Genomic DNA, 16,384 nt, shown 5'->3' with positions numbered 1-16,384 from the left:
CGAGGGAGCTTCTGTGGCGAGGGGACTTGCCCCCTCGCCACAGCAAGCTCCCTCGCCACAAGGGCCATCATTTCCTCTGAAGTTGTGGTTTATCAGACAAATCTTGAAATATCCCCGCCCGCCGCTTGCGCGCCCTCCTCCTGCTCACTAACGTAGCGCCTTTATTGCGCCTTTACCCCCGCAGGAGCTTTGCCATGGCCTCGCCAGCCCTTACACATTTTCTTCCCCGGTTCGGCGTTGCCGCAGCAGTGGCCGGTGTCTTGAGCCTGTCCGGTTGTCAGACCTGGGACGCTCAGGACACCGTCCTGCCGATTTCCGGTGTGCAGCCGCTCAAGGGCCTGGCGCAGAACGTTTCGGTGCGCCGCAATGCCATGGGCATGCCGTTGATCGAAAGCAACAGCTTCCACGACGCGTTGTTCGCCCTGGGTTACGTCCACGCCAGCGACCGCATCACGCAAATGGTCACCCTGCGGCTGCTGGCCGAAGGCCGTCTGGCGGAAATGTCCGGCGCCGACTTGCTGGACGCCGACCGCTACATGCGCGCGGTCAATCTGAAGAAAAGCGCCGGCGAGTTGTACAAAGCCTCTTCGCCGCGCCTCAAACGTTTCTTCGAAGTCTATGCGCGGGGCGTCAACGCCTACCTGTTCCGCTACCGCGACAAGCTGCCAGCGGACCTCGCGGCCACCGGTTACAAGCCTGAATACTGGAAACCGGAAGATTCTGCGCTGATCTTCTGCCTGCTGAACTTCAGCCAGTCGGCCAACCTGCCGGAAGAAATTTCCTCGCTGATGCTGGCCCAGACCGTCACCACCGACAAACTCGCCTGGCTGACGCCGTCCGCGCCCGATGAAAAACTGCCGCTGGGCGAAGCCGACAAACTGCAAGGCATCAAGCTCAACGGCGCGATCCCCGGCCTGGCCGAAATCAGCAACGCCACGGGGCAGCTGTCCGACCTGAATCTGCTGGGCGCCACCTCATCGAATAACTGGGCGATCGGCCCGCAACGCAGCCGCACTGGCAAAAGTATTTTGGCCAGTGACAGCCATGGCCCATTGGGCGTGCCGTCGCTGTTCAGCTACGTGCAGATCCGCGCGCCGAAGTATCAGGCGGCAGGCGTGACCATTGCCGGTTTGCCGATGGTGCTCGGTGGTTTCAACGGCAAAGTGGCCTGGAGCATGACCACGGTCATGGGCGACAACCAGGACCTGTTCCTGGAAAAAATCAAACGCCAGGGCAACGGCCTCACCTATGAAGTCGGCGGCAAATGGCAGCCCGCCGTGGTGCGCAACGAAACCTACTTCGTCAAAGGCCAGCGGCCGATTCGCGAAGCGGTGTACGAAACCCGTCACGGCCCGCTGCTCAACAGCGCCCAAGGCACCACGCTGGCCAACGGCTTCGGCCTTGCCCTGCAAATGCCGAGCTTCACCGACGACAAAACCCTGGACGCGTTTTTCGACCTGTCCCGGGCCCAGACCGTCGAGAAAGCCTCGGACGCCAGCCGCGAGATCCGCGCCATCGCCCTGAACCTGGTGTTCGCCGACGCCAGCAACATCGGCTGGCAAGTCACCGGCCGCTACCCGAACCGCCGCGAAGGCGAAGGCCTGCTGCCGTCGCCGGGCTGGGAAGGACGCTACGATTGGGACGGTTACGCCGACCCGATGCTGCACCCCTACGACCAGGACCCGGCCCAAGGTTGGCTCGGCACCGCCAACCAGCGTGTCATCCCTCATGGCTACGGCATGCAACTGTCCAATTCCTGGGCAGCGCCGGAACGTGGCGAACGCCTGGCCGAACTGGCGGGCGCCGGCAAACACGACACGCGTAGCGTGATCGCGATGCAATACGACCAGACCACCACCTTCGCCGCCAAGTTGAAGAAAATGTTTGAGGCCCCGGGCATGGCCCAGCCGCTCAAGCAGGCGATTGAAGCGCTGCCGGCTGCCGATCGCGGCAAGGCTCATGAGGCGTATACCCGCCTGATGGCGTTCGACGGCAAGCTCGGCACGACTTCCGCCGATGCAGCGATTTACGAGTTGTTCCTGCAGGAAAGCATGAAGCAAATCTTCCTCGACGAACTGGGTCCGGAAAGCAGCCCGACGTGGAAAGCCTTTGTCGCCAATGGCAAGTTGTCTTACGCGGCGCAGGCCGATCATTTGCTGGGACGCGAAGACAGCCCATTCTGGGATGACGCCCGCACACCGCAGAAAGAAGACAAACCAGCGATCCTCGCTCGCAGCCTCGCGGCAGCGATCAGCACCGGCGACAGCCAGTTGGGTGGCGATCACAAAGCCTGGCAGTGGGGCAAACTGCACCGCTACGAATGGAAAAACGCCAATGGCCAGACCGTTCGCGGCCCGGTGGCGGCGGGTGGTGACCACACCACGCTGAACACGGCGGCGTTCGCCTGGGGCCAGGACTTCAACACCACGCTGGCGCCGGCCATGCGCTTCATCGTCGACTTCGGCCAAGCCGAGCCGCTGATGGGCCAGAACGGCACCGGTCAGTCGGGCAACCCCGCCAGCCCGAATTACCTGAACAGCATCGATCCTTGGCTCAAAGGGCAATACATGAGCCTGCCGATGCAACCGCAGAACTTTGACAAGGTGTATGGCAAGACTCAGTTGACCCTGACACCGGGCAAATAACCTGTGGGAGTGAGCCTGCTCGCGAAGAGGTCCTGTCCGCCAACATTTTAGGTGGCTGACACACCGCCTTCGCGAGCAGGCTCGCTCCCACATGGGAAAGTGATTGTTCTATCAAATCTCGATAGAACTTCTGGCTTCACGCCAACCTCATAGCTAACAAGTCCCTCCATTTGGGTAACGACATGGAACTTGTTATCGCGCGTCCTGAAGGTTTGTATTGCCCGGCCGGGGATTTCTACATCGACCCGTGGCGGCCGGTCGAGCGCGCGATCATTACCCACGCTCACAGCGACCATGCCCGCAGCGGCAATCGGCATTACCTGGCGGCGTCAGCCGGCGAAGGCATCCTGCGCGCTCGCCTCGGTGCCGACATCAACCTGCAAACCCTGCCTTACGGTCAGCCCCTCCAACATCATGGCGTCACCCTCAGTTTTCACCCCGCCGGTCATGTCCTCGGTTCGGCCCAGGTGCGTCTGGAATACGGCGGCGAGGTCTGGGTCGCCTCGGGGGATTACAAGACTGAAGCCGACGGCACGTGCGCGCCCTTCGAACCGGTGCGGTGCCACACCTTTATCACCGAATCGACCTTCGGCTTGCCGATCTATTGTTGGCAACCCCAGGCCGAGGTGTTTGCCGAGATCAATCAGTGGTGGCAGGCCAACGCCGCCGCCGACATTGCCAGCGTGCTGTTCTGCTATTCGTTCGGCAAAGCCCAGCGCATTCTCCACGGCATCGACGCCAGCCTTGGCCCCATTCTGGTGCATGGCGCCGTGGAGCCGCTCAACCAGGTGTATCGCCAGAGCGGCGTTTACCTGCCGCCCACGATCTATGCCGGCGACGTCAAAAAGAGCGACCCGATGATGCGCAAAGCCCTGATCATCGCCCCGCCGTCCGCAGGAGCCAGCACCTGGATGCGCCGTTTCGGCGAGTACAGCGACGGCTTTGCCAGCGGCTGGATGCGTTTGCGTGGCACCCGCCGCCGGCGCGGAGTCGACCGCGGCTTTGTCCTGTCCGACCATGCCGATTGGCCGGGCCTGCTCTGGGCGATCGAACAGACCGGCGCCGAGCGAGTCATGGTGACCCACGGTTCGGTCGGAGTGCTGGTACGCCATCTGCGTGAACAGGGACTGGATGCCCAAAGCTTCGACACCGAGTACGGCGATGACGATGAAGAAAACGCCGGGATCGAACCCGAGAAAGACAAGGTGCTGGCATGAAAGCATTCGCGCAGTTGTATGCCGAACTCGACGCCACCACGTCGAGCAACGCCAAACTGGCCGCGATGCAACACTACTTTGCCCAAGCCTCACCGCAAGACGCCGCCTGGGCGGTGTACTTTTTGTCCGGTGGGCGGCCTCGGCAATTGGTTCCTGTGCGCGTGCTGCGCGAGCTGGCCGAAGCGATTTCCGGGCTGGAACCCTGGCTATTCGAAGAGAGCTATCAAGCGGTCGGTGATCTGGCGGAAACCATCTCGCTGGTGTTGCCCGAATCGCCGCACCGTTCCACCGACGGGTTGGCGGTATGGATTGAAGACAAGCTGTTGCCACTGCGCGGCGAGTCCCCCGAAGTGCTTGCCGAGCGCCTGCCCGAACTCTGGGCACAACTGGATCGCGCCAGCCTGATGCTGTGCATCAAACTGATCACCGGCAGCTTCCGCGTTGGCGTCTCCAAGTTGCTGGTGACCAGAGCGCTGGCGGCCATGGCCGGGCTCGACAGCAAACGCGTGGCTCAGCGCATGGTCGCTTACACCGACCTGTCGAATCGTCCAAAAGCGGCGAGTTACCTGAAACTGATCGCTGCCGAATCCGCGGGTGAACACGCTGAACGGGGCGGGCAGCCTTATCCTTTCTTTCTGGCCCATGCGCTGTCGCAACCGGTCGAGCAATTTGAAGCGTTGCTTGGCCCCGCCAGCCAATGGCTGGTGGAATGGAAATGGGATGGCATCCGCGCCCAAGTGGTCAAGCGCGACGGGCATTTGTGGATCTGGTCGCGAGGTGAAGAGTTGGTGACTGAGCGCTTTCCCGAGTTCGATCACTTGGTGAATGGCTTACCCGACGGCACCGTGATCGACGGCGAAATCGTCGCCTGGAAAAGCGCCCGCCCCGACACCGAAGATGCCTTCGATCCAGCCTCACCCGCCGCCCCCTCCGTGCAGCCATTCGCCTTGTTGCAGCAGCGCATCGGACGCAAAGTCCTCGGCAAGAAAATCCTCGATGAGGTGCCGGTCGTCCTGCTCGCTTACGACCTGCTGGAGTGGGCCGGTGAGGACTTGCGAAATCAACCGCAGGCCAGGCGTCGCACTCAATTGGAGCAGGTGATCGCCGCCTGCCACGACCCGGTGTTACTGCTCTCCCCGGTATTGACCGGCGAGGACTGGCACGACCTCGCCCGCCAACGGGAAGCCTCCCGCCGCCTGGGCGTCGAAGGCATGATGCTCAAGGCCCGGGATTCGCTGTACGGCGTGGGTCGGACCAAGGACATGGGCGTGTGGTGGAAATGGAAAGTCGAGCCGTTCAGCGTCGATGCGGTGCTGATCTATGCCCAACGAGGCCACGGACGGCGGGCCAGTCTCTACAGCGATTACACCTTCGCGGTCTGGGACGGCCCGCCTGACGCCAGCGAACGCGCGCTGGTGCCCTTCGCCAAGGCCTATTCAGGCTTGACCGATGAAGAAATGCGCCAGGTCGACAGCATCGTGCGCAAAACCACGGTGGAGAAATTCGGCCCGGTGAGCAGTGTGAAACCCAGCCTGGTGTTTGAGCTGGGGTTCGAAGGCATTGCCTTGTCAAAACGCCACAAGAGCGGGATCGCCGTGCGTTTTCCCAGGATGCTGCGCTGGCGTCAGGACAAGTCAGTCGAAGAGGCTGACAATCTCGGTACTCTGCAAAACTTACTGGGCTAACCCGATCCCTTGTAGGAGTAAACCGAACCATCTTGGTGCAGCACTTCCACGGCGCCCGTTTTCGTGCACAATTCCCCCGCAGTCATTTCCTGTATGACCTTTTAAAACGCTCGTTCGGGACTCTGGTTCGGAAATTGCTACTTTCAATAGGTCTTACGCTTACCAGTAACAATAATTCTGCGCCACAAGCGCTCATATTGGTTCTTAGGGATTGAATAATGAAAAAAGCATTGCTGACCCTTTCTGCACTGGCGTTGTGCATGGCTGCTGGTTCCGCCATGGCAAAGGAATACAAGGAGCTGCGTTTTGGCGTTGACCCTTCTTACGCACCGTTCGAGTCGAAAGCGGCCGACGGTAGCCTGGTAGGCTTCGACATCGATCTGGGGAACGCGATCTGCGCCGAGCTGAAGGTCAAGTGCAAATGGGTCGAAAGCGATTTCGACGGCATGATTCCGGGCCTCAAGGCCAATAAATTCGATGGCGTGATCTCGTCGATGACCGTTACCGAAGCCCGCGAAAAAGTCATCGACTTCTCCAGCGAGCTGTTCTCCGGCCCAACCGCTTACGTGTCGAAGAAAGGTTCTGGCATCACCGCAGACGTCGCTTCGCTCAAGGGCAAAACCGTCGGCTACGAGCAAGGCACCATTCAAGAAGCCTATGCCAAAGCCGTTCTGGACAAGGCTGGCGTGAAAACCCAGGCCTACGCCAACCAGGATCAGGTCTACGCCGACTTGACGTCCGGTCGTCTCGATGCAGGGATTCAGGACATGCTGCAAGCCGAACTGGGCTTCCTGAAGTCGCCACAAGGCGCCGATTATGACGTCAGCAAGCCGCTCGACGACCATTTGCTGCCGGCCAAAACCGCCGTCGGCATTAAGAAAGGTAACACCGAGCTGAAGGCACTTTTGGATAAAGGTATCAAAGCGTTACACGATGATGGCACCTACGCCACCATTCAGAAGAAACACTTTGGCGATCTGAATCTGTACAGCGGCAAATAATGCCCGGCGCCCATCTCGCGATGGGCGCTTTTTTCATCCGATCAGGTTGCTGATTTTATGTTCGAAAACCTATTACAAAATCTGGGGCTCTCTGCCTTCAGCCTCAAGGGCTTCGGTCCGTTGCTGATGCAAGGCACCTGGATGACGATCAAGTTGTCGGCGTTGTCGCTATTGGTGGCCGTGTTGCTCGGGCTACTCGGCGCCAGTGCCAAGCTGTCAAAAGTCAAACTGATGCGCGTGCCTGCCCAGCTTTACACCACCCTTATTCGCGGCGTTCCGGACCTGGTCCTGATGCTGCTGATTTTCTACAGCCTGCAAACCTGGCTGACATCGCTGACCGATTACATGGAATGGGAATACATCGAGATCGACCCGTTCAGCGCCGGGGTCATCACCCTGGGCTTCATCTATGGCGCGTACTTCACCGAGACCTTCCGTGGCGCGATTCTCGCTGTCCCGCGTGGTCAGGTAGAAGCCGCAACCGCGTATGGCCTCAAGCGTGGCCAGCGTTTCTGGATCGTGGTGTTCCCGCAAATGATGCGTTTCGCTCTGCCGGGGATCGGCAATAACTGGATGGTGATGCTCAAGGCCACTGCGCTGGTGTCGATCATCGGCCTCGCCGACCTGGTCAAAGCCGCTCAGGACGCCGGTAAAAGCACCTATCAACTGTTCTATTTCCTGGTGCTGGCCGCGGTGATTTACCTGCTGATCACCAGCGCCTCCAATTTCGTCCTGCGCAAGCTTGAACGCCGCTACGCCGCCGGCTCCCGGGAGGCCGTACGATGATCGAACTTCTGCAGGAATACTGGAAACCCTTCCTCTATAGCGACGGCAACAACATCACCGGTCTGGCCATGACGATGTGGCTGCTCAGCGCTTCGATCTTCTTCGGTTTCCTGGTGTCGATCCCGCTGTCCATCGCCCGGGTGTCGCCGCACTTCTACATCCGTTGGCCGGTGCAGTTCTATACCTACCTGTTTCGCGGGACGCCGCTGTATATCCAGCTGCTGATTTGCTACACCGGCATTTACAGCTTGGCGGCCATACGCGCCCAACCGGTGCTGGATGCGTTCTTTCGCGATGCAATGAACTGCACCATCCTCGCCTTCGCCCTCAACACTTGCGCCTACACCACGGAGATTTTCGCCGGGGCGATTCGCAGCATGAACCACGGTGAAGTCGAAGCCGCCAAAGCCTACGGCCTGACCGGCTGGAGGTTGTATGCCTACGTGATCATGCCGTCGGCCCTGCGTCGCTCGCTGCCGTATTACAGCAACGAAGTGATTCTGATGCTGCACTCGACCACCGTGGCGTTCACCGCGACCATCCCGGACATCTTGAAAGTCGCTCGGGACGCCAACTCGGCGACCTTCCTGACCTTTCAATCGTTCGGCATTGCCGCGCTGATTTACCTGACCGTGACCTTCGCGCTGGTCGGCCTGTTCCGTCTCGCCGAACGCCGCTGGCTGGCCTTCCTCGGGCCGACCCACTAGGACCCGCTTTAGGGATAAAGAGACATGCGCCACCAGATTCATGACCTGCTGGCCCCGCTGCCGGGGACTGCACGACAGATTCACAGTTTTCATTACGGCCCCACGTCGGCCCAAGGCAAGATCTACATCCAGTCGTCCCTGCACGCCGACGAAATGCCCGGCATGCTCGTGGCCTGGCACCTCAAGCAACGCCTGGCGGAGCTTGAAGCCAGCGGCCGGTTGCGCAGCGAAATCGTGCTGGTCCCCGTGGCCAACCCGGTGGGCCTGGAGCAAGTGGTGATGGATGTGCCGCTGGGCCGTTACGAGCTCGAAAGCGGCCAGAACTTCAACCGCTGGTTCGTCGATGTCAGCGAAGCGGTCGGCAACGAAATCGAAGCCCGACTCGGTGACGATCCGCAGTGCAACCTCGAGCTGATCCGCGACAGCTTGCGCAACGCCCTCGCCCGGCAAACCGCCAGCACTCAACTGCAATCCCAACGCCTGACCCTGCAACGCCTCGCTTGCGACGCGGATATGGTGCTGGACCTGCATTGCGATTTCGAAGCCGTCGCGCACCTCTACACCACGCCCGAAGCCTGGCCGCAGGTCGAGCCGCTGGCGCGCTACATCGGTGCCGAGGCGAGTTTGCTGGCCACGGATTCCGGCGGACAGTCGTTCGATGAATGTTTCACCCTGCTCTGGTGGCAGTTGAAGGAGCGCTTCGGCGAACGCTTCGACATTCCGCTGGGCAGTTTCTCGGTGACCGTCGAATTGCGCGGCCAGGGTGACGTCAATCACCCGCTGGCCAGCCTCGATTGCCAGGCGCTGATCGATTACCTGATTCACTTCGGCGCCATCGCCGGCGAACCGGCGACCCTGCCCGAGCTGCCCTACCCGGCCACGCCGCTGGCCGGCGTCGAACCGGTGGAAACTCCGGTCGGTGGTTTGCTGGTGTTCACCGCACTGCCGGGGGAATACCTGGAGGCCGGGCAACTGATCGCCGAAATCATTGACCCGATCAACGATCGCGTCACTCCTGTTCATTGCACCGCCGCCGGGTTGATGTACGCCCGCTCGCTACGGCGCATGGCCACTGCCGGCATGGTGATCGCGCATGTCGCGGGCGCCGAAGCCTATCGCAGCGGCTACCTACTTTCGCCTTGAGGATGTCTGCCCCATGTACAAACTGACCATCGAAGGCCTGCATAAAAGCTACGGCGATCATGAAGTCCTCAAAGGCGTTTCGCTCAAGGCCAACACCGGCGACGTGATCAGCCTGATCGGCGCCAGCGGCTCGGGTAAAAGTACCTTTCTGCGTTGCATCAACTTTCTCGAACAGCCCAACGACGGCGCGATGAGCCTGGACGGCCAGAACATCCGCATGATCAAGGATCGCCACGGCATGCACGTGGCCGATGCCAATGAACTGCAACGGATCCGCACCCGCCTGGCCATGGTGTTCCAGCACTTCAACCTGTGGAGCCACATGACTGTGCTGGAAAACATCACCATGGCTCCGCGCCGGGTGTTGGGTTGCAGCAAGGAAGAAGCCGAAGACCGTGCCCGGCGTTATCTGGACAAGGTTGGCCTGGCCGCGCGCGTCGCTGACCAGTACCCGGCGTTCCTGTCCGGTGGTCAGCAGCAACGTGTCGCGATTGCTCGCGCACTGGCGATGGAACCGGAAGTCATGCTGTTTGACGAACCGACCTCGGCGCTCGACCCGGAACTGGTGGGCGAAGTGCTGCGCGTGATCCAGGGCCTGGCTGAAGAAGGCCGGACCATGATCATGGTGACGCACGAAATGAGCTTCGCCCGCAAAGTCTCAAGCCAGGTGCTGTTCCTGCACCAGGGGCTGGTGGAAGAAGAAGGCGCGCCGGACGACGTACTGGGCAATCCGAAGAGCGAACGACTGAAGCAGTTCCTCAGCGGCAACCTCAAGTAACACCGCAAAACCTGTGGGAGCGAGCTCGCTCCCACAGGGGATTTACGATCTAACACGAAATTAAACTTGTCCCATTGCGCCGCGGTCACTGAAAGAAGACTTTCAGAGCGCACACCGCCGGCATGGGAACCTCCCCCGACTACGCAAAACTCTGGTTCACCGCCCGCGGATGGAAGCCGTTCGCCTTTCAGAAACAGGTGTGGACGGCGGTTAAACGCGGCGAGTCCGGATTGCTGCACGCCAGCACCGGCGCCGGCAAAACCTACGCAGTCTGGTTTGCTGCGCTCAATCGTTTTGCCTCGTCTCTCACACCCGTTGAAACCCCACGCAAACGGAAACCGGTCGCCCAACCGCTGACCGTCCTGTGGATAACTCCCATGCGCGCACTGGCCGCCGACACCGCTCGCGCCCTGGAAACGCCACTGCTCGACTTACAGATTCCATGGAGCGTCGGCCTGCGCACCGGCGATACCAGCAGCAGCGAACGGGCACGGCAGAGCCGGCGTCTGCCCACCACGCTGATCACCACGCCTGAAAGCCTGACCCTGATGCTCGCCCGCACCGATGCGCAAACGGCGCTGGCAACCCTGCGCATGGTGGTGGTCGACGAGTGGCACGAGTTGCTGGGCAACAAGCGCGGCGTGCAATTGCAACTGGCCCTGGCCCGACTGCGCCGCTGGAATCCGGCCCTGATCGTGTGGGGGGTTTCCGCGACGTTGGGTAATCAGGCTCACGCTGAAGAGGTACTTATCCCACAAGGGGGCGGCATCAGCGTTCAAGGACAAACGTCCAAGGCGCTGCTCGTCGACACGCTGCTACCGCCCGCCATCGAACGCTTCCCCTGGGCCGGGCATATCGGTTTGAAGATGTTGCCGCAGGTCGTCGTGGAGCTGGAATCCAGCCCCAGCAGCCTGGTGTTCACCAACACCCGTGCCCAATCCGAGATCTGGTATCAGGCGATACTGGAAGCTCGCCCCGATTGGGCCGGGCTGATCGCCTTGCATCACAGTTCACTGTCGCGCGATACCCGTGACTGGGTCGAGCGAGCACTCAAGGAAGGTCAACTCAAAGCGGTGGTTTGCACCTCGAGCCTGGACTTGGGTGTGGATTTCTTGCCGGTGGAGCGGGTGCTGCAAATCGGCTCGGCCAAAGGTGTGGCGCGGCTGATGCAGCGAGCCGGCCGTTCCGGGCATGCGCCCGGACGAACTTCACGGGTGACGCTGGTCCCGACGCACAGCCTGGAACTGATCGAAGCGGCTGCGGCGCAAGACGCCGTGGAGCAACGACGCATCGAGCCCCGCGAATCACCGCATAAACCCTTGGATGTGCTGGTTCAGCATCTGGTCAGCATGGCGTTGGGCGGTGGGTTTCTGCCCGATGAGTTGTATGAGGAAGTACGCGGTGCCTGGGCGTATCGCGACCTCACCGTCGCGGATTGGGCCTGGGCGCTGGCATTCGTACGCCATGGCGGATTGTCTCTGACAGCCTATCCGGACTACCGCCGGGTTGAACCGGATGAACACGGCGTGTGGCGGGTGCCCGATGCGCGACTGGCGCGGCGCCATCGCATGAGCATCGGCACCATTGTCAGCGATGCGAGCATCCAGCTGAAGTTCTGGAGCAAGGGCGGCGGCGGCAAGCAATTGGGCAGCGTCGAGGAAGGGTTTATCGCGCGATTGAAACCGGGCGACGGTTTTCTGTTTGCCGGGCGCCTGCTGGAATTGGTCCGGGTGGAAAACATGACCGCTTATGTCAAACGCAGTACCGCGAAAAAGGCTGCGGTGCCGCGCTGGAATGGCGGACGGATGCCGCTTTCCAATGAGCTGGCGCAAGCGGTGGTCGAGCGTTTCAGTGCGGCGTCGCAGGGTGAATTTTCCGGCCCGGAAATGCGCGCATTGCGGCCTCTCTTGGAGGTGCAGCAACGCTGGTCCGGTTTGCCGACCTCGACGACGTTGCTGGCCGAAGCGCTCAAGTCTCGCGAAGGCTGGCATCTGTTCCTGTATCCCTTTGCCGGACGCCAGGTGCATCTGGGGCTGGCGAGTGTGTTGGCGTGGCGCGTGAGTCAGCAGCAGGCGGTCACGTTTTCCATCGCGGTGAATGATTATGGGCTGGAGTTGCTCAGCGCCACGCCTGTGGACTGGCCGCAAGTTCTGAGTCCCGGGCTGTTGAGCCCCGAACACCTGTTGGAAGACGTGCTCGCCAGTCTGAACGCTGGAGAACTGGCGCTTCGCCGTTTTCGGGAAATCGCGCGGATCGCCGGGCTGGTGTTTGCCGGTTATCCGGGCGCGCCGAAAAGCACACGTCAGGTTCAGGCGTCGAGTGGGTTGTTCTTTGAAGTGTTTAAACAGTACGACGCCGGGAATCTGTTGCTGGCGCAGGCCGGGGAAGAAGTCCTACGGGAAGAACTGGATATTCAGCGTCTGGAACAGACGCTGAAACGCATCAACCGTCTGCAACTGGACCTGCATCAGCTCAAACGTCCTACACCGCTGGGGTTTCCGCTGTTGGTGGAACGCATGCGCGAAAGCATGAGCTCGGAAAAACTCGCAGACCGTATCCGGCGCATGGTCACCGACCTCGAGAAAACCGCCGAAACCGGGAAAAGCTGATGAGCACGCCCTATCCCGTACGACTGGCCGGTGAAGACCTGTGGCTGCTGCCGGAAAAAGCCCTCTACTGGCCGTCGCAACAAGCCCTGCTGATTGCCGATGTGCATTTTGGAAAAGCAGCGGCGTATCGAAGCCTTGGTCAGCCGGTGCCGCACGGCACGACAGCCAGCAATATTGCAGTGCTGGACGGGTTGCTGGCGGCCCTGCCCTGTCGGCAGCTGATTTTTCTCGGTGATTTTCTTCACGGCCCCGGCTCTCATGCAGTGGCCACGTTGGGCGCACTGGCCGAATGGCGGGCGCGGCATGCTGATTTGCCGATGACGCTGATTCGCGGCAACCACGACAAGCGAGCTGGCGATCCACCTGCCTCGCTGAACATCCGGGTAGTGCCTGAGCCGTTGCTACTGGGGCCATTCGCCTTGCAGCATGAACCCGACCCTCATCCCGATCGCCACGTGCTTGCCGGACACGTCCATCCCGTTTATCGATTAAGAGGCAGGGGTCGGCAAAGTTTGCGACTGGCGTGTTTCAGGCTGGGAGAAACCATCAGCCTGCTTCCGGCCTTCGGTGCGTTTACCGGCGGGTATCAGGTCGAGCGGGACGACAGTTGCAGGATCTTTGTGATCGGCGACAACGAAATATGGCCAGTCAGCTGAAGTCTTCAAGGACATCAGCTGACTGGCCATTCATTTTCACCAGCAGATCAGGCGACAGGCGCGGGAGGTGGCTCATCCGGCAAGGTCGGTTCACCGGGCTCCGTAGGCTGTTCGTTCGGGGTATCGGGGTCGGGTTGACCGGGGATGCCCCCCGCCATGCTGACGGGTGGATGTGCCAACAAGGACCAGGCCAAAACGCCAATCTGATTGGGCTCAAGCCTTGCCAGTTCGGCACTTATTCGCGGATCGATCTTCATATAGCACTCCTGAGCGAAGGCCCCGTCCGCTGTGCGCGAACCGGGCAGTACACCCAATAGAGTGTCTACCCGCTCAAGAATTCCCGCTGATTGGCCAGATGAACGGATCAGGTGCGCGGCAGCGTCACGCCACGCTGGCCCTGATACTTGCCGCCACGGTCCTTGTAGGAGACTTCGCACTCTTCGTCAGACTCAAGGAACAGCATCTGCGCCACACCTTCGTTCGCGTAGATTTTCGCCGGCAGATTGGTGGTGTTGGAGAACTCCAGGGTCACGTGACCTTCCCACTCTGGCTCGAGCGGCGTGACGTTGACGATAATGCCGCAGCGCGCATAGGTGCTTTTCCCCAGGCAAATGGTCAATACATTGCGCGGAATGCGGAAGTATTCGACGGTGCTGGCCAGGGCAAAGGAGTTCGGCGGAATGATGCAGACGTCGCTGTGGATATCGACGAAGCTGCCCGCATCGAAGTTTTTCGGGTCGACGATCGCCGAATTGATGTTGGTAAACACCTTGAAGTGATTGGTGCAACGCACATCGTAGCCGTAGCTGGACACGCCGTAGGAGATGACACGGCTATCGTCGCTGCCGCGCACCTGGCGCTCGACGAAAGGTTCGATCATCCCGTGCTCTTGCGCCATGCGGCGAATCCACTTGTCCGATTTGATGCTCATGGCGGGTGTCCTGAATAGCGAGGTGGAAAAATTCTGTCCGGCATCTTACCGGGCGCGCGCTCCGGGTTCAAAGTGCGAGGCACAATTCTCGACGATGTCCCGTGAATTCAGGGCCTTTGACTCAATCCAATGGACCGTCAGTCCTGAAAACAGAGAAACCTTCGCAAGAAGCATTGGCACGTTCCGGAAAAAGGGTTAAGGTGGCGCCACTGTGCTGCTTGTGTCACTGAGAATCTCTACACGATATGTTGAATTTCGATCCAACCATCTACAAGAATTTTTCCTGCTCTTTGCACTCAGTCTCGGCCAGGGTTCTTCCTGCGTCGCAGTTATCTTTGTTCAAGGAGTTACACCATGTCTAATCGCCAAACCGGTACCGTTAAGTGGTTCAACGATGAAAAAGGCTTCGGCTTCATCACTCCACAATCCGGTGACGACCTGTTCGTTCACTTCAAAGCTATCCAATCCGACGGCTTCAAAAGCCTGAAAGAAGGCCAACAGGTTTCTTTCATCGCTACCCGCGGTCAGAAAGGCATGCAAGCTGAAGAAGTTCAAGTTATCTAACTTGTACTTGCTTTAGTAAAAAGCCCCGCCCTTAAAAGCGGGGCTTTTTTGTGCCTGTGTGTTTTTGCAGGCACAAAAAAATCGCAGCCCCTGGCTGCGATTTTTCGTTGGTGCCTTACCAGGCCACGCCAAACCCTGCGGTGTAGCGCACCTTGTCCAGATCAGCATCATCGGTGCCGCTGATGATATCTCGCTCCGCCTTCAGGTTAAGCGACGCCCATTCGGTCACCTTGTAGCGCAAGCCAATTTCGGAATCCAGCGCGTAATCGGCCACGCCCGACAAAGGCTTGCCAAGCTCCCCATTGGTGAAGAACTCCACCTTCTTGCCGATCAGGTAGCGGTTGTAGTCCCACTTCATCGCCAGGGAATAGAAGTTTTCCTTGCTGCCGTCGGTGAACTCATAGTCCGTACGGTTGACCAGCGAGCCCAGGGAGAATGCGCCCAGTTCGTTGTCCCAGAACTGGTAGCCCGGCCCGGTACCGACGGTGCGCTGACGGGACAGGTCTTCGACTTTGTCGCGCTTATAAACAGCCCGACCCTGCCAGAACCATTTTTCGGTCAGGAAGCGGTCGAGCGAGTATTCAGCCCGCCAGTTGTCAGTCGTCACCACGTCATCCTGGAATTCGCGGTTGTACTCGCCTTCCGCAATATGCCGCCATTTGCCGTGGCGCGCCGTGGTCTTGAAATCGATGTCGTAGTCATCGGTATCATTTTCCGCCCGCTGGTAATCCAGTGCGGCGTCGATATTGCCCTTCCACACCAGATCTTCCACCACCGGCTTGGGCTTGAGGATCTGCTGGATACTGGCCAGTTCGACTGTCTTCGGTGCCTCGCCATTTTGCAGCGTCACCTTGCCGTCGTCGGCCGCATGCAGCGACTTGGTCTTCTCGCCGGTGTAGGCATCCTGCTTGACCAGTAACTCCTGATCACTCTCCAGGGTTTTGACCTGTTTCCAGTCGATCGGGACCGCACCGGCGTACTCGGTCTGAATCAGCAATTTGCCGCCATCGAACAGCGTGATCTTGCCGCTCAGCTTGTCACCGTTCTTCAACCAGACGGTATCGGCAAGCAAAGGTGAGGAGGCACTGGCAACAGCGAGGCACAGCAAGGTTCTGGACAACATAAGCAAATACAGGCTCAAGATTGCGAAAAAAAGTCGGCATTATCCTCACGAATAAGGCCCTAGCAAGGACTGACCCGACTATTTCTATTGAGTTCATTTCTCAATCAGTGATCCGCGACTTACTCTACAGACGGAAATGTGAGCTTCTTCAGGAACCCCGGACGTGACCGACCCAACCGCTGAAACCGAAAGCCCGGCGCAAATCCGACGCACGGCGCTCTACCTGACCTTGGCACAAGTGCCCGAGGGCAAAGTGGTGAGCTATGGTCAATTGGCAGAGCTGGCCGGACTCGGTCGCGCCGCCCGCTGGGTCGGACGCACCCTTAGCCAATTGCCGGGTGATACGAAACTGCCTTGGCACCGAGTGCTGGGTGCCGGTGGTCGGATCAGCCTGCCCGTGGGCAGCCCTTCGGGGGATGAGCAGCGCGCGCGATTACGCGCTGAAGGCATCAGTGTCCTGAATAATCGTGTTGATATTCAGCGCCATGGCTGGCGTCCGGTAGAGCACAGCGGTTAGAGTGCGCCCTTTGTTTCCGTAT

General features: G+C 60.0%; 15 protein-coding genes. 12 read left to right on the top strand and 3 right to left on the bottom strand.

Annotated features, from left to right (window positions below):
- Positions 1-194 precede the first annotated feature (194 nt).
- From ACWKV5_RS05620 to pdeM, 10 genes are all read left to right on the top strand, one after another.
- Positions 195-2,645, top strand: a complete 2,451-nt coding sequence (locus ACWKV5_RS05620; RefSeq protein WP_483840513.1) for a penicillin acylase family protein — start codon at positions 195-197, stop codon at positions 2,643-2,645.
- 182 nt (positions 2,646-2,827) lie between these two features.
- On the top strand, positions 2,828-3,862 hold the full coding sequence (locus tag ACWKV5_RS05615) for a ligase-associated DNA damage response exonuclease (protein WP_483840512.1): 1,035 nt from the start codon (positions 2,828-2,830) through the stop codon (positions 3,860-3,862).
- Entirely contained in the window at positions 3,859-5,547 is a 1,689-nt protein-coding gene (locus ACWKV5_RS05610; protein WP_483840511.1) for an ATP-dependent DNA ligase, read from the top strand. The genes ACWKV5_RS05615 and ACWKV5_RS05610 overlap by 4 nt, the downstream gene beginning before the upstream one ends.
- A gap of 218 nt (positions 5,548-5,765) precedes the next feature.
- Positions 5,766-6,548, top strand: a complete 783-nt coding sequence (locus ACWKV5_RS05605; protein WP_483840510.1) for a transporter substrate-binding domain-containing protein — start codon at positions 5,766-5,768, stop codon at positions 6,546-6,548.
- Positions 6,549-6,605: 57 nt separating this feature from the next.
- Entirely contained in the window at positions 6,606-7,334 is a 729-nt protein-coding gene (locus ACWKV5_RS05600; RefSeq protein WP_483840509.1) for an ABC transporter permease, read from the top strand.
- Positions 7,331-8,041 (top strand): ABC transporter permease, encoded by a 711-nt coding sequence (locus ACWKV5_RS05595; RefSeq protein ID WP_483840508.1) that lies wholly within the window; start codon positions 7,331-7,333, stop codon positions 8,039-8,041. The genes ACWKV5_RS05600 and ACWKV5_RS05595 overlap by 4 nt, the downstream gene beginning before the upstream one ends.
- Before the next feature lie 24 nt (positions 8,042-8,065).
- Positions 8,066-9,184, top strand: coding sequence for a succinylglutamate desuccinylase/aspartoacylase family protein (locus ACWKV5_RS05590; protein ID WP_483840507.1), 1,119 nt, complete (start codon positions 8,066-8,068; stop codon positions 9,182-9,184).
- A 13-nt stretch (positions 9,185-9,197) separates the two neighbouring features.
- Entirely contained in the window at positions 9,198-9,962 is a 765-nt protein-coding gene (locus tag ACWKV5_RS05585; protein WP_483840506.1) for an ABC transporter ATP-binding protein, read from the top strand.
- Positions 9,963-10,084: 122 nt separating this feature from the next.
- Positions 10,085-12,571: a ligase-associated DNA damage response DEXH box helicase gene (locus tag ACWKV5_RS05580; protein ID WP_483840505.1), complete on the top strand. Its 2,487-nt coding sequence runs from the start codon at positions 10,085-10,087 to the stop codon at positions 12,569-12,571.
- On the top strand, positions 12,571-13,227 hold the full coding sequence (pdeM, locus tag ACWKV5_RS05575; RefSeq protein WP_483840504.1) for a ligase-associated DNA damage response endonuclease PdeM: 657 nt from the start codon (positions 12,571-12,573) through the stop codon (positions 13,225-13,227). Before ACWKV5_RS05580 ends, pdeM begins: the two co-directional genes overlap by 1 nt.
- A 47-nt stretch (positions 13,228-13,274) precedes the next feature.
- Here the strand turns inward: pdeM and ACWKV5_RS05570 are convergent, their stop codons facing one another.
- Both ACWKV5_RS05570 and dcd read right to left on the bottom strand, forming a co-directional pair.
- Complete coding sequence (locus ACWKV5_RS05570; RefSeq protein ID WP_007947208.1) at positions 13,275-13,484, bottom strand: hypothetical protein; 210 nt, start codon at positions 13,482-13,484, stop codon at positions 13,275-13,277.
- 107 nt (positions 13,485-13,591) lie between these two features.
- Positions 13,592-14,158, bottom strand: coding sequence for a dCTP deaminase (dcd, locus tag ACWKV5_RS05565; protein ID WP_007904652.1), 567 nt, complete (start codon positions 14,156-14,158; stop codon positions 13,592-13,594).
- A gap of 354 nt (positions 14,159-14,512) precedes the next feature.
- On the opposite strand from dcd, the gene ACWKV5_RS05560 reads away from it, so the two are divergent.
- A complete protein-coding gene (locus tag ACWKV5_RS05560) occupies positions 14,513-14,722 on the top strand; it encodes a cold-shock protein (protein ID WP_002554837.1) in 210 nt (69 codons plus the stop codon).
- A gap of 115 nt (positions 14,723-14,837) precedes the next feature.
- Here the strand turns inward: ACWKV5_RS05560 and ACWKV5_RS05555 are convergent, their stop codons facing one another.
- Positions 14,838-15,845 (bottom strand): DUF481 domain-containing protein, encoded by a 1,008-nt coding sequence (locus ACWKV5_RS05555; RefSeq protein WP_483840503.1) that lies wholly within the window; start codon positions 15,843-15,845, stop codon positions 14,838-14,840.
- Positions 15,846-16,008: 163 nt separating this feature from the next.
- Here ACWKV5_RS05555 and ACWKV5_RS05550 point away from each other — a divergent pair, with 163 nt between their 5' ends.
- Positions 16,009-16,362, top strand: coding sequence for an MGMT family protein (locus tag ACWKV5_RS05550; RefSeq protein ID WP_483840502.1), 354 nt, complete (start codon positions 16,009-16,011; stop codon positions 16,360-16,362).
- Positions 16,363-16,384: the final 22 nt, after the last annotated feature.

Source organism: Pseudomonas oplopanacis (assembly GCF_057128725.1).
This window is presented reverse-complemented; position numbering and strand designations above follow the sequence as displayed.

Bases quoted from the DNA above. Each gene is read 5' to 3' on its own strand.
- ACWKV5_RS05590 (WP_483840507.1), top strand. From the start codon at position 8,066: ATGCGCCACCAGATTCATGACCTGCTGGCCCCGCTGCCGGGGACTGCA.
- ACWKV5_RS05595 (WP_483840508.1), top strand. From the start codon at position 7,331: ATGATCGAACTTCTGCAGGAATACTGGAAACCCTTCCTCTATAGCGAC.
- ACWKV5_RS05605 (WP_483840510.1), top strand. From the start codon at position 5,766: ATGAAAAAAGCATTGCTGACCCTTTCTGCACTGGCGTTGTGCATGGCT.
- ACWKV5_RS05615 (WP_483840512.1), top strand. From the start codon at position 2,828: ATGGAACTTGTTATCGCGCGTCCTGAAGGTTTGTATTGCCCGGCCGGG.
- ACWKV5_RS05580 (WP_483840505.1), top strand. From the start codon at position 10,085: ATGGGAACCTCCCCCGACTACGCAAAACTCTGGTTCACCGCCCGCGGA.
- ACWKV5_RS05585 (WP_483840506.1), top strand. From the start codon at position 9,198: ATGTACAAACTGACCATCGAAGGCCTGCATAAAAGCTACGGCGATCAT.
- ACWKV5_RS05560 (WP_002554837.1), top strand. From the start codon at position 14,513: ATGTCTAATCGCCAAACCGGTACCGTTAAGTGGTTCAACGATGAAAAA.
- ACWKV5_RS05570 (WP_007947208.1), bottom strand. From the start codon at position 13,484: ATGAAGATCGATCCGCGAATAAGTGCCGAACTGGCAAGGCTTGAGCCC.
- dcd (WP_007904652.1), bottom strand. From the start codon at position 14,158: ATGAGCATCAAATCGGACAAGTGGATTCGCCGCATGGCGCAAGAGCAC.
- ACWKV5_RS05600 (WP_483840509.1), top strand. From the start codon at position 6,606: ATGTTCGAAAACCTATTACAAAATCTGGGGCTCTCTGCCTTCAGCCTC.
- ACWKV5_RS05610 (WP_483840511.1), top strand. From the start codon at position 3,859: ATGAAAGCATTCGCGCAGTTGTATGCCGAACTCGACGCCACCACGTCG.
- pdeM (WP_483840504.1), top strand. From the start codon at position 12,571: ATGAGCACGCCCTATCCCGTACGACTGGCCGGTGAAGACCTGTGGCTG.
- ACWKV5_RS05555 (WP_483840503.1), bottom strand. From the start codon at position 15,845: ATGTTGTCCAGAACCTTGCTGTGCCTCGCTGTTGCCAGTGCCTCCTCA.
- ACWKV5_RS05620 (WP_483840513.1), top strand. From the start codon at position 195: ATGGCCTCGCCAGCCCTTACACATTTTCTTCCCCGGTTCGGCGTTGCC.